17 protein-coding genes and 3 riboswitches are annotated in these 12715 nt (G+C 40.7%); of the genes, 12 read left to right on the forward strand and 5 right to left on the reverse strand.

The genetic code is table 11. The features are described 5' to 3' along the window. Positions 1–4 precede the first annotated feature (4 nt). The 4 genes from Ga0466249_RS06895 (at position 5) to Ga0466249_RS06910 (ending at position 2887) form a co-directional block, all read left to right on the forward strand. Positions 5–181 carry a hypothetical protein gene (locus Ga0466249_RS06895; RefSeq protein WP_215828705.1) on the forward strand — a complete coding sequence of 59 codons (177 nt, stop codon included), beginning with the start codon at positions 5–7 and terminating at the stop codon, positions 179–181. A 17-nt stretch (positions 182–198) separates the two neighbouring features. Then, entirely contained in the window at positions 199–675 is a 477-nt protein-coding gene (locus Ga0466249_RS06900) for a hypothetical protein (RefSeq protein ID WP_215828706.1), read from the forward strand. A gap of 50 nt (positions 676–725) precedes the next feature. After that, complete coding sequence (locus Ga0466249_RS06905; RefSeq protein WP_215828707.1) at positions 726–1247, forward strand: carboxypeptidase-like regulatory domain-containing protein; 522 nt, start codon at positions 726–728, stop codon at positions 1245–1247. 112 nt (positions 1248–1359) lie between these two features. Next, a riboswitch (cobalamin riboswitch) is annotated at positions 1360–1542 on the forward strand. 316 nt (positions 1543–1858) lie between these two features. Continuing rightward, positions 1859–2887, forward strand: coding sequence for a sirohydrochlorin cobaltochelatase (locus Ga0466249_RS06910; protein ID WP_215828708.1), 1029 nt, complete (start codon positions 1859–1861; stop codon positions 2885–2887). Positions 2888–3057: 170 nt separating this feature from the next. On the opposite strand, the gene Ga0466249_RS06915 is transcribed toward Ga0466249_RS06910, so the two are convergent. Further along, entirely contained in the window at positions 3058–3396 is a 339-nt protein-coding gene (locus Ga0466249_RS06915) for a PDGLE domain-containing protein (protein WP_215828709.1), read from the reverse strand. Between the two features lie 4 nt (positions 3397–3400). After that, complete coding sequence (cbiM, locus tag Ga0466249_RS06920; RefSeq protein WP_215828710.1) at positions 3401–4096, reverse strand: cobalt transporter CbiM; 696 nt, start codon at positions 4094–4096, stop codon at positions 3401–3403. A 458-nt stretch (positions 4097–4554) separates the two neighbouring features. Next, positions 4555–4617: riboswitch (Fluoride riboswitch) on the forward strand. Between the two features lie 84 nt (positions 4618–4701). On the opposite strand from cbiM, the gene Ga0466249_RS06925 reads away from it, so the two are divergent. The 4 genes from Ga0466249_RS06925 to crcB all read left to right on the forward strand — a co-directional run bounded on the left by Ga0466249_RS06925 (position 4702) and on the right by crcB (position 7277). After that, positions 4702–5394 carry an iron-sulfur cluster assembly scaffold protein gene (locus Ga0466249_RS06925; protein WP_215828711.1) on the forward strand — a complete coding sequence of 231 codons (693 nt, stop codon included), beginning with the start codon at positions 4702–4704 and terminating at the stop codon, positions 5392–5394. Between the two features lie 21 nt (positions 5395–5415). Continuing rightward, positions 5416–6411: a GGGtGRT protein gene (locus tag Ga0466249_RS06930; protein ID WP_215828712.1), complete on the forward strand. Its 996-nt coding sequence runs from the start codon at positions 5416–5418 to the stop codon at positions 6409–6411. 110 nt (positions 6412–6521) lie between these two features. Further along, a complete protein-coding gene (locus Ga0466249_RS06935) occupies positions 6522–6872 on the forward strand; it encodes a DUF190 domain-containing protein (RefSeq protein ID WP_215828713.1) in 351 nt (116 codons plus the stop codon). Positions 6873–6902: 30 nt separating this feature from the next. Then, on the forward strand, positions 6903–7277 hold the full coding sequence (gene crcB / locus Ga0466249_RS06940) for a fluoride efflux transporter CrcB (RefSeq protein WP_215828714.1): 375 nt from the start codon (positions 6903–6905) through the stop codon (positions 7275–7277). 91 nt (positions 7278–7368) lie between these two features. On the opposite strand, the gene rpmB is transcribed toward crcB, so the two are convergent. After that, positions 7369–7560 (reverse strand): 50S ribosomal protein L28, encoded by a 192-nt coding sequence (gene rpmB, locus Ga0466249_RS06945; protein ID WP_215828715.1) that lies wholly within the window; start codon positions 7558–7560, stop codon positions 7369–7371. Between the two features lie 148 nt (positions 7561–7708). Between rpmB and Ga0466249_RS06950 the strand changes: the two genes are divergently transcribed. Next, positions 7709–7912: a DUF1858 domain-containing protein gene (locus Ga0466249_RS06950; protein ID WP_215828716.1), complete on the forward strand. Its 204-nt coding sequence runs from the start codon at positions 7709–7711 to the stop codon at positions 7910–7912. 32 nt (positions 7913–7944) lie between these two features. Next, complete coding sequence (recG, locus tag Ga0466249_RS06955) at positions 7945–9984, forward strand: ATP-dependent DNA helicase RecG (RefSeq protein WP_215828717.1); 2040 nt, start codon at positions 7945–7947, stop codon at positions 9982–9984. A gap of 149 nt (positions 9985–10133) precedes the next feature. On the opposite strand, the gene Ga0466249_RS06960 is transcribed toward recG, so the two are convergent. Continuing rightward, positions 10134–10910, reverse strand: a complete 777-nt coding sequence (locus tag Ga0466249_RS06960) for a HipA family kinase (protein WP_215828718.1) — start codon at positions 10908–10910, stop codon at positions 10134–10136. Positions 10911–11014: 104 nt separating this feature from the next. Beyond that, positions 11015–11593, reverse strand: a complete 579-nt coding sequence (locus Ga0466249_RS06965; RefSeq protein ID WP_215828719.1) for a hypothetical protein — start codon at positions 11591–11593, stop codon at positions 11015–11017. 179 nt (positions 11594–11772) lie between these two features. On the opposite strand from Ga0466249_RS06965, the gene thmT reads away from it, so the two are divergent. Beyond that, positions 11773–11961 (forward strand): 2-hydroxymuconate tautomerase, encoded by a 189-nt coding sequence (thmT, locus tag Ga0466249_RS06970; protein ID WP_376769292.1) that lies wholly within the window; start codon positions 11773–11775, stop codon positions 11959–11961. 187 nt (positions 11962–12148) lie between these two features. After that, a riboswitch (cyclic di-AMP (ydaO/yuaA leader) is annotated at positions 12149–12278 on the forward strand. Positions 12279–12282: 4 nt separating this feature from the next. Next, entirely contained in the window at positions 12283–12690 is a 408-nt protein-coding gene (locus Ga0466249_RS27110) for a 3D domain-containing protein (protein WP_215828720.1), read from the forward strand. Positions 12691–12715 lie beyond the last annotated feature (25 nt).

Genomic DNA, 12715 nt, shown 5'->3' on the forward strand with positions numbered 1-12715 from the left:
GGTTATGAAAGAAGGTACCTTAATGAGGTCTAAGCTGGCGGATAACTATGATTTGTCCGAAGGAGTAACTTTTCATCTGGTGCATAATCTTTATTTAAATGGTCGGCCAATGTACTTGGTTCATGATAAAAGTTTGTGTCACAAAACCAAAAAGTCGTCTTTATGGAGAAGGCGTAAATGAGCGGTACCGCCAAAATCATGTTTCTCTGGCCAACGGGTTCCAATGATATTCTCGGTAAAATCATTCAGACGGGTGAGGGGGGCGAGGATGAGCCGACTCATGTCGCTGTGGTGTTGGACAGTTGTCTACTGGAAGCGACGGCGCTGGGGGTTCGCAAAACGCCGCTGCCTAAATACGCTCACCGCCGTCGGCAAGTTTGGGAAATCGAAGTGCCCGAGCCTACGCATGGCGTTCTTGCGGCTGAAATATTAGAAGGACGCAGCTACAGCTACTTAGCTTGTTTTTCCGGACTGCTGCGGGATCGATTCGGCATAAAACTGCCTTTTATCAGTTGCTGTCAGGATGATTGCAGCGAAGTGGGGACCATTTATCTGCGCTGCCAGGGACTCGAGGTGTTCGGCATAGATAATCCCGCCGCGATAACGCCGAAGGATCTATATGTTGAGATGATGCGGTTAGGTGGAAGGTTAGTGGAAGAATGGCTGATTAAATAACCGACTGCTGGACGAGTCAAGGGTAAAAAAACCGTGAGGAGTGAATCGTTATGTCAGAGGATGCAACAGGAACAATTTCTGTTCATGTAACAGATAGCAATGGCCTGGCTCTTAACGGAGCAACAGTGAGTTTTAAAATCGACTCAATCACAAACACATCCATTACGGATATGGATGGTCAGGTGGAGGTCACAGGATTACCTGCCGGTGATTATGCTGTTACGGTGTCCCTCACGGGATATGCGAGTCAGACGGCGAATATTACCATTAGCGATGCGAAAACAACGACAGCAACTATCGTATTGGCGGTAAATGTTACGATTAATTCCGTAGTAGCTCTGCTGCTTGCGCAAATAGATACGATTGTCAAAGCTGCTGCGCCGGCAGCAGTAAACCAGATTATTGCTCATCTGGAGTCAGAAGAAAAAACCTCGTCCAGCTTTTTTGTAACCAAAATTCGGGATCCCATTGAGGTGATGCTGTTAACGGATATCGAAACAATGGTCGTGTCGGAGTTATCAGCGGGTTTAACGGCAGCATTACAAGATATCCTTAAAAAATTAGCGAGCTAAACATAATGAGTTTAGCCCTTTACCCCAAATTTATGAAGAAATTATTCCAAATTATTTGACTTGTTAGCGAGGACATGCTATATTAAATATGTAGTATTTGACATTCACAAAACTTCATATGATCGAAATAGGTGCCCTTAGAGGCTTAATAGGGAAGTCCGGTGTAATACCGGCGCGGTCCCGCCACTGTAATGGGAAGTAAACCCAAGGTTTACCACTGAGACATTTTGTCTTGGGAAGGTTTGGGCGAGCAATGATCCAAAGTCAGGAGAACTGCCTATTTAACAATCACCGAATACACCCACGAGCGATGGGGAGGGGATTAGGCTAGAAATTTTTATTTTGTGAATTTTTCTTGTCGTCTAAACCTTCTTGAATCGTTCAAGAAGGTTTTTCTTATTGTCAAACCTTTTCCTTGCCTTTTGGCAAGGAGTCATTAGACATATCTTTACTTCCCAAGTTGCGCTTGGTAACCGCAACGGGTCCCTTCTTGTCCGGGGGGACCTTCTTTTTTAAAAATTCGTAAGAATGCCATAATTTTAACTGTAAGTTTGGCGCTGTTTTTGCGAATTGCGAATACATTTTTTAATTTATATTAGGAGGAGATAAAAATGAACCCGAATTGGAAAAAAATGATTGTTGCTTCTATGGCCTGTGCCGCATTCATTGGGGTAGGAGTAACAACGACTTACGCGAGCTATCAATTAAATCCCGAAGTTAAGAATGCAACTCCGGCATTAAAAAAGGCCGCAGAAATTGGTGTACGTGTTGCAGAAAATCCGGACATGAAAGATTTACCGAATAAGGATGCTATTGTTGTAATGAGTTTTGGGACAACTTATGCTGATTCGCGCAAAGCAACGATTGAACAAACCGTAGCAGATATTCAGGCGGCGCATCCAGATACGAAGGTTGTACTGGCGTTTACTTCTCATATTATTGTTGACCGTATTCAGAAAAACGAAGGGATCACAATTCCAACGCCGGAAGATGCTTTAGCGCAGCTTAAGGCAGACGGATATACCCGTGTGGCATTAACCTCGCTCGATGTTATTCCGGGTATGGAATATGCCTATGATAGTGCTATTTTTGATTTATATAAAGACCAGTTTAAAAAAATGACACTGGGAACTTCTCTGATGTACTGGATGGGTCAGGAAAAACAGCGTGATGATGTTAGTGAAGCATTAAAAGCGATGAGTACAGAATTCCCTAAAGTTGGGGAAAACGATGCGATTTTGTTGATGGATCATGGTACACCGCATCCTTCTAATGCCTATTATTCTGTTATGCAGGCACGCTTGAATGAGCTTGGCATGAAAAATATTTTCATCTATACTGTCGAAGGATGGCCGAGTTTAGAAACGGCTATTTCTCAACTGAAAGAAAAGGGCATAAAAAATGTTACCTTGATTCCAATGATGATGGTTGCTGGTGATCATGCTAATAATGATATGGCGGGTAATACGCCGGAATCTCATAAATCAGTATTGGAAAAAGCAGGATTCCATGTGTCAACGTATATCCATGGATTGGGAGAAAATGAAGCCGTCCGTAAACTTTTCGTTGATAGAGCAAACGAATCATGGAATGCATTGCAAAATGAAGTTCCACGTGCATCTCATCATATGATGCATTAAGGACAGAGAAATTATAACAAAATATAAAAGATATTTTGAGGTTAATAAGTTCTGCTTCTAGTGTTATAGGAACTTATTAACCTCAATTTGCCTTGACATACTAATACTCTCAATCATAGCTTATTATTCTATGATTGAGAGTATTCTTGCTACGTCGTTTACCCTGATTTTCAGGATTGTTTATTTTGACAAATAGAATTGTGTTTTTGCTGTAGTAGTAGTTTGCCAATAAGCAATATAACCGCATAAATAATCACTGCGCCAATAATAGCGGAAAATATATATCCGACATATTGACTAAATGTACTGTCCCCCAAAAACTTCATGCTGTAATCGGGAAACAGAGCTTGCCATAAATCCCCCATCTGCTCCATGCCTTGCGGAACAAAGCCTAACGTTTCTTTTAATTTATCACCGTCCCACTCGCCCCAGGCCGTGCCATCAGCTAACAGTCCCAGCGGTGAAATGAGGGCTAAAACTACTAGACCTAGCCAATAATGTTTGTACATAAGGTTATGCCTCCTTGCCAATTTTAGGCTGAGAAATCATGGCATCCAAAGATTGAATGGCAATAAATTTTAAAGCTGCTGCAGTCACAATTCCTTCAACAAACCCTGCTACTGTAAGATGAGCTAAGAGCATCGCCGGTACAGCTACACTCAGACCGTAAGGACAATATAATGGTGTGCCGTCTGGTTCTGTAAATAAAAGAGGTTGAATACCAAACTCGATAGAAGCTGCCAATGCTGCAATATTGATAGCAATGTACGCAGCAACGGCACCCGCCATGATTTGTCGCTTCGATCCCGGCAGCGCATTTTTGCTAATAAATCGATACACATAGTATCCGACAAATGGTGCAACAAACGCCATATTAAAAGTATTGGCTCCAATCGCTAATATTCCACCATCGCCGAAAACGATGGCCTGAATAACCAAGGCTACACTCATTGTAATCACCGCCGACCACGGGCCTAAAATAATTGCGATTAAAGTAGCCCCGATGGCATGTGCGGTAGTCCCGTCGGGAATGGGTACATTAAACATCATGATTAAGAATGAAAAAACTGCGCCCATTGCTAAAAGAGGAATCCGGGACACATACAAAGTCTTTTTCAATTTGTTCGAAGCGTGGTACCATACTGGCAGCATAACTATTCCTAAAGTTGCACAAGTAGATGGGCTTAAATATCCGTCAGGAATGTGCATTATTAAAACCTCCTTAAATTAAAATCAAGTGCAAAGTGATTCATTCATCTTACATTTTTTCATCATTTTGTTACATTGCTAGGTGAATAGGTAATGAAAAAGCCATGCAAAGTTTTCCCATCATAGGAAACAACCTTCATGGCATCAGTCCTCACAAATATTAAATTGATATCAACTATAATTTATCATAACCTTCAGGTTACGTAACATACATCGTGTATGTTGTTAAAACTAATTAATTAGTATTTACAGTATTCTACTTTTCAAAACACATTCCTGCTATTAACCAATGTTTTTTAATAAAATCAGAGTTTCAGTGATGTCAAGGATGGCAGCCTAATTTGAGTCATTAAGGATGCTCGATGTCTGAGAGAGAATATCGCCGCGATGATTAAGTACATTATCCAATTATTTGTATTGACGGTTGTAAAAAGTCACTGGTATAATAAGGATGTATCTGACATAATGGCGATGGAGTTCGCCTTAGACTCCGTGCAAACGGTAATGACTCCTACCACTTTGTTGGTAGGAGTTTGTTTATTTTACTTGACTTGATACTTTTGGGAAGTTGAGGCATTTGTTTGTTAGCAGAGAGGAGAGAAAAGATGAACTATTCAACTGAAGTCAAAGACATGTGTATCGTGGCTAAAGGTCCAAATCACGGGGCCGCTCCCATTCCGCAGGAGGGCAAATGGACAAAGGTAAAAGAGATAAAAGAGATAAGTGGTTTAACTCATGGTGTGGGTTGGTGTGCGCCTCAGCAAGGGGCCTGTAAGTTAACTCTCAATGTAAAAGACGGAATCATTCAAGAAGCATTAATTGAAACCATTGGTTGTTCAGGGATGACTCATTCCGCAGCAATGGCTTCTGAAATTCTTCCCGGTAAAACCATTTTAGAAGCATTAAATACTGATTTGGTTTGTGATGCAATTAACACCGCCATGCGTGAACTGTTTCTTCAAATTGTATATGGTAGAAGCCAGACGGCTTTCTCTGAGGATGGACTACCTATCGGAGCCGGCCTGGAAGATTTGGGCAAAGGATTAAGAAGTCAGGTTGGGACCATGTATGGTACATTAGATAAAGGGCCAAGATATTTGGATTTGGCGGAAGGGTATGTGACTCGGATCGGGCTGGATGAAAATAGCGAAATTATTGGCTATCAATTCGTGCATCTTGGGAAAATGATGGAAATGGTTACGAAAGGCCTGGATGCTAACGAGGCGCTGCAGAAGGCAACAGGCCAATATGGACGTTTTGATGAAGCAATGAAGGTTATTGATCCCAGACACGAATAAATACATAGAGGAGGAACAATCATGGTTATGTTTGAAGGCTACGAACGACGTATCGACAGTATTAACAAAACACTGAAAGAGTATAAGATAGAATCACTGGAACAGGCCAAAAAACTCTGTGATAACAAGGGGATTGATGTTCAGAGTATCGTAAAAGGAATTCAGCCGATTTGTTTTGATAATGCATGTTGGGCCTATACTCTTGGGGCAGCGATTGCTATCAAAAAAGGCAATACAAAGGCTGCCGAAGTTGCACAAACATTAGGTGAAGGTTTGCAGGCATTTTGCATTCCTGGTTCTGTTGCAGATAGTCGGAAGGTAGGATTAGGTCATGGGAATTTGGCTGCGATGCTATTAGAAGAAGAAACAAAATGCTTTGCTTTTTTAGCCGGACATGAATCGTTTGCTGCGGCAGAAGGTGCGATTGGTATTGTAAGGTCTGCCAATAAGGTTAGGAAAAATCCATTGCGTGTCATACTCAATGGATTGGGAAAAGATGCAGCGCAAATTATTTCTCGTGTTAACGGATTTACTTATGTACAGACAAATTTTGATCATTATACAGGAACACTGCAAATTGTAAAAGAACTAAAATATTCTTCAAGTGAACGTTCTAGTGTCCGGTGTTATGGTGCAGACGACGTGATGGAAGGCGTTGCGATTATGTTTAAAGAAGGGGTAGATGTATCGATTACTGGTAATTCAACCAATCCAACGCGTTTTCAGCATCCAGTAGCAGGGACCTACAAAAAAGAGTGTATAGAGCAAGGTAAAAAGTATTTCTCCGTGGCTTCCGGCGGAGGTACAGGAAGAACGCTGCATCCAGATAATATGGCAGCAGGTCCGGCATCTTATGGCATGACAGACACACTAGGGCGAATGCACTCTGATGCTCAGTTTGCTGGTTCTTCTTCTGTTCCTGCCCATGTAGAAATGATGGGATTGATAGGAATGGGGAATAATCCCATGGTTGGCGCCAGCGTTGCCGTAGCGGTAGCAGTAGAAGAAGCAAAATAGTAATAACTCCTACCATACGTTTTGTATTGGTAGGAGTCTATTTTTTATATTGAAAATCATATAAAGATGATAAAATAAATAGATTGAATTTTTAAAGGAGGAAAAGGCGCATGCCTAAAATTTCGAGTCAAGCTAAAAGATTGCGTATTTATATTGGGGAGGGCGACCGCTGGAAGCGTCAGTCTTTGTTTCATGCCATTGTGGCAAAAGCGAAGGAATTGGATTTGGCAGGAGCCACTGTTTTGCGCGGTCTCATGGGATATGGCGCGGATAAACGAATTCATACAGCGAGTATTGTGGACTTATCAAGTGACTTGCCGATACTTGTTGAAATTATTGATAGCGAGGAGTATATTGCCAAGCTTTTACCTTATCTAGATGAAATGTTAGAAAAAGGTTTGGTAACAATTGACGACGTTGAAGTCATTAAATATGGAACGGAGCCGCCTGTGCGGGAGTGATTTTATTTGCTCAAAATGAGGTGCTAAAATATGTTGAAAATAGTGTTAGTAGCAATTGGAGGAAGTGTTGGTGCAATCACACGATATCTTGTTTCGAATTGGGCTGCTGAGCGATTTGGAGCTGGATTTCCCTACGGAACGCTGATTGTAAATGTTATAGGCTGTTTTATTATTGGTGCATTTATGACTGTGACAACGGAACGTTTGATTGTCAGTCCTTATTGGCGATTACTTGTTACTGTGGGGTTTGTCGGCGGACTTACGACGTTTTCATCATTTAGTTATGAAACGTTTCGATTGTTGGAAGATGCAGATCTGATGGTGTCTGTCTATAATATTGGCTTAAACCTCATCCTGGGATTTTTGGCTACTTGGTTGGGGATTAGTGCTGCCAGACTCGTCTAAATTTAATAGTAAAAGCCCCCTCAATGTGAGGAGGCTTTTACTATTAAAATAGCCATAAAAATAAAGGGCTTGATGTCCTAGTATTTTTACTTTAGATTGCTCGCTGAACTTTACCAGAACGAAGACAACGAGTACAAACATTGATTTTCTGAATTTCTCCGTTCATAACGCCTTTTACTCTTTGAATATTCGGCTTCCATGTACGTTTTGTTTTTAAGTGGGAATGGCTGACGTTATTACCACTACGTTCACCTTTACCACAAATTTCACATAAGTTTGCCATTTATTCCACCTCCTCTAAAAGGACGAGACATCCCTTTACTAAACATAAGTATTTTAGCATAGAATGGTATCAACGCGCAAGCACTTAGCAGGATTTTTGCCGTTTAAAGGGGAAAATATTTAATTATTACAGTAAAGAGGTGAAAATCATGATTAAACGTGATACACCCATTGTTGATATTCTTCGCCGCTATCCCGAGTCCCAAGCTGTTTTTAAACGACATGGAATGAACTGTAGCACTTGTATGGGGGCTAATCTGGAAGTGATTGAACGCGGAGCAAAAACACATCAAATTAATATTGATGATCTGTTAAAAGAATTAAATGCTTGTGAGAGGCTGCAAAAAAAATAAATTTTGGCCAAGAATTTTTTGAGGTGATTTGTGTGCTCGATTGGAATAGTCCGATCCAGTATTTGAAAGGTGTAGGCCCTTCTAAAGCTGCTCAATTATTAAAGTTAGGACTTGGGACTGTGGGACAATTGCTGGAATTTTTTCCGGCTCGCTATGAAGATCGCAGCATGTTAAAGTCCATTAGACAATTAGTAGTTGGAGAGTGTGAGACGTTTCAAGCCCAGGTCTTAGCTGTTACAGTTAAACAAGTCCGTCGTGGTCTGTCTATTCTTAATGTGCTTGTTGGGGATGATACGGGAGCAGTGGAACTCGTTTGGTTTAATCAAAATTTTTTACGAAAAAAATTTAAAATAGGTTTGACTGTCGTTGTTTATGGCAAGGTAGAACGTCAGTACAATCTTAAAATAACGAATGCCGAAGTCGAAGTAATTCATGAGGGCGATGTATTTGAAGGACGCATTTTGCCTGTGTACCATTTAGGTGAGAATGTGTCACAAAATATGTTGCGACAGTTAATGAAGCAAGTTTTTGCTTTAAATATTATCATCGATGAAATATTACCTGAAGAAATTGTAGACAAAAATAAGCTTATGGGACGATCAGAAGCCTTCTATCATATTCATTATCCAGCTACGCAGCAACTGTTAGAACAGGCAATCGAACGATTAAAATTTGAAGAGCTTTTTTTGCTTCAAGTAGCACTTTTACAGATAAAATCAGAAAAGCAGCGTCCTTTTTCAGGAGTCAAGCATGGCGTAGACGGTGACATGAGCCGACAAGTCTTAGTGGAGCTGCCTTTTACATTAACGGCGGGGCAACAGGCGGCTTTAAAGGATATTAAAGCGGATATGGAAGATAGTCAACCAATGCAACGTCTGCTGCAAGGGGATGTCGGATCAGGTAAAACGATCATTGCTGCTTTGGCGCTTATTAAGACTGTTGAAAATGGCTATCAGGGAGCTTTTATGGCGCCTACGGAAATTTTGGCTGAGCAACATTATCATACGCTAGCACAACTATTTGCTCCGCTTGGTATTAAATTGGGTCTTCTTACAGGCAGTAAAACGAAAAAACAAAAAGCAGAAATTTGCCATTTGCTGAGAACGGGTTTGATTGATATCCTCATTGGGACGCATGCCTTAATTCAGGAAGCTGTTGAATTTGAGCACCTTGGCTTGGTGGTAACAGACGAGCAGCATCGATTTGGGGTCAATCAACGGGCCAGGTTGCAGGAAAAAGGTCAGGAGCCTGATGTACTGTTTATGACAGCTACGCCGATTCCGCGGACACTTGCCTTGACTGTATATGGCGATTTGGATGTGTCTCTTATTACACATTTGCCGCCCGGGCGAAAGGCCATTCGTACTTTTTTGCGTGGTCCTGAAAAACGCGCTGCTATTTACCAATTTGTTAGAACCCAGATAGAAGCGGGGCGTCAGGCTTATGTTGTGTGTCCACTTGTAGAGGAGTCTGATAAAATTGATACACAAGCTGCTGTGCAGCTTTTTGAGGAGCTTCAGGCAGGATATCTAAAGGAAATTGCTTGTGGTTTGATTCATGGCAAATTGAAGGCGACTGAAAAGGATGCCATCATGAAGGCTTTTTATGAAAATGAGCTTTCTTTGCTTGTGGCAACAACTGTTATTGAAGTAGGTGTTAATGTTCCGAATGCTACCATGATGGTGATTGAGGGGGCTGAGCGGTTTGGACTGTCTCAGCTTCACCAATTGCGGGGAAGAATCGGCCGGGGCAGTCATCAGTCATATTGTGTTTTAATTGCTCATAATAAACAGTCCGAGACCTTGGAGCGGCTGAAGGTCATGACTGAATCAAATGATGGCTTTGTGATTGCTGAAAAGGACTTGTTACTGCGAGGACCAGGACAGTTTTTTGGAACGAGGCAACATGGCTTGCCTGACTTAAAAATTGCCAATATCGTAACAGATGTAGCCATCCTTCTTCAGGCTCGTTCTGCTGCGCAGCAGTTGATTCATAGTCAAGCAGTCAGTCATGAACTGCAAAAAACACTGTTAGAACGTTTTGGCCCGGATTTTGTTATCCTTCATAATTAAATATCATAAAAAAGGGGCGGCTTGCGCCGCCAATATGGGAGAGGAGAAAATTTACACTACTAGTAATTCCTTGTTTCAATAAGTTTTATACATATTTTTTTTAATATTATTTTATTGATTCGATATTCTAGGTTACTCTTAATTCTAAACTAACGATGATCTAGCGGAATATGTTTGCCTAACTTTTTCCAAAGTTCTTCCAGTGTATTGCGTCGGAGTTTTATATAATCAATTAGCGCCTGTTTTTCTTGTTCATCTGGTAGCCATTCATGAGGAATTTCCTGTACAAGTTGTTCGATTTGAGCATTGCTAATCTTTGATACAATTTTAAGATAGGGGGAAAAATCCTGAAAGGTAAGATAGTATCTGAGTAACCATCCATAGGAATAATGATAGTAAATTTTTATTTTCATACTCAAACGTTGAAGAAGTTGTTCCGTCCAATTGCCATAAATAAATAAGTGCGAGTTATCAATGGCGTATATTTTATATCCTGATTCTTGTTGTTTTATTAAGAGGTTTTTATAGTTACTTGTTCGATCGGCATTATGAAACAGGTGATCAAATAGAATGACGCCAGCAAGTTGTGTTTTATTTATTGCCTTGACCAAGTGTTGCTTCTCCATATATTCTGTGTGATGAATAAATTGGGAGGCAAAATGAAGTCCAGCCTGTGCCCCTGATGTTCTGAGTCGCGGATTTTGCTGCAAGGTTTCTTCAGTAACTTTGATAATGTCTCCCGATGGAAAGCATAGGTCCATGAGTTTACCAAACTTAGTTGCCAACAATTCATTGACTAATACTTTGGGTCCGAGGGGATTATTTTGTAGTTTTACGACATAAAATTTTTTGTTATTGGCGCGAAATAAATGGGGTGAAGTAACTCCAGATCCTACGATGCCATAGTATTTTGTAGCAATGAGCATGCTTGAATCTCCTTTTCAAATCTTATAAAAAAAGACCCGTATTTTACCGGGTCTTTTACAAGCTCAATTTGCCATATGTGTAGTTTAGTTTTCGTTACCGATATTTAGCTACCAGAAATGGAAGTGATGGCTTCAAGGTTTACTACGACAGAACGAATACCAGTCAGATCTGTACTTTTACCAGGAATAACAATCGTTTCTGCTGTTAGGATTGCCAGTTCATCTTCAACTGTGCTAAGAATACCTTCAAACCAGAAACCGCCTAACGTTGTGATGGCTACTTCGTCACCAATGCTGCAGCATAACTGCCTGATTAACAAATGGCTTTCTTGTCTGTTTAATGTTTCTGCACGATCCATGCTGCCTGTGCAGGACGTTGTTGTGGTTGGGCTATCTTCGTGAAAGGGATCTGTTGATATTGCAGTTGCTTTGCCAACAATAGTCCAAAGGTCGACACGGCTAAAGGATTGTTCAAGAACGATTTCACTGGGGCCGAGAATTTGGACAAAATCTGTATTAGAATTTATGGCTGGAGCAAGTACGGCGATGCGGCAATCTTCAATTGCCTGCAAATTGCCAAAAAAGGCAAAACCATCAATGCCAAACAACACGACATCTGTATTTAGCTCGCGTTGAAGCTCTCTGATGAGCCTTTCGTTGCGTATTTCTGCAAAAACTCCCATGAAATACAACCTCCTTATTTCGTTAAAAATCATTATTCAACTCCCTATAATTTATGTACGAAGAATCAAGAGTGTTACTATGCAAATAAAAGACAGCTATGGATCATGTTAAAGTGATTTGAGCAGGATATACATGAATTTACGCAGAATAACAGCTTTATAAATATTAGGGAGGTTTTATGATGCCATTTGTCCAAATTGATTTTCTTGAAGGCCGTACTATCGAGCAAAAAAGAGCTCTTGTCAAGAAGGTAACAGAAGCAATTGTTGAAACTACCAATTGTCCTGCTGAAGCTGTAAATATTATTTTGCGTGAAATGCCAAAAGAACATTTAGCTAATGCAGGTAAACTTCGTTATGATAGCTAAGGACTAGGTTGGTGACGAACAGACCGTGTGAACGGTCTGTTTTTATGATATATAGTGATAATAATTATTATATAATATATTATCATTGAATATAAACGCGTATAAGGCCGTAAAGTTAACATATATTATATTATGTTAACTTTACGGCCTTATAGAACGTTTGCTTATTAGCAGCACATACGTTATGATATTACATGTGCCAAAACTTATTGATAAGTGCGGAGGAACCAAATTTGGGGTGAATCTGTTTTGCAGTAGGGATAACCCTTTGTCCCGAACCCGTCAGCTAACTTCGTCGGCACTAGGAAAGGGGAATGAATCATGAAAAAGTTGCAAAAATTTTTTATATTGCTATTGACTGTTTTTATGCTGAATGTTGTCAACGTGTCTCAGTTAGTTCATGCTGATGCACCGCCGCAAGATGCCCAAAATCAATTGGATATTGTTGCGACGGCTTATGCGCCTGGTGCGCATGACAATGGCAAATGGGGAGATTTGACTCATATGGGAACAAAAGTACGTCCCGGAGTGGTTGCTGTCGATCCCAATGTGATTCCACTTGGATCGCGCGTTTATATTCAATTCGCCGATGGGCATGGTGTATATGCTCAAGCTGAAGATACAGGCGGTGCGATTAAAGGAAATCGTATTGACATTGCCATGTCATCCGTAGATGAAGCCAATGATTTTGGTATGAAAAATGTAACTGTGTTTGTTCTTAATAAGTAAGCCAAAAAGCCTTGGAGAGTCATTT

This window comes from Pelorhabdus rhamnosifermentans (assembly GCF_018835585.1).
Lineage (GTDB): Bacteria > Bacillota > Negativicutes > UMGS1260 > UMGS1260 > Pelorhabdus > Pelorhabdus rhamnosifermentans.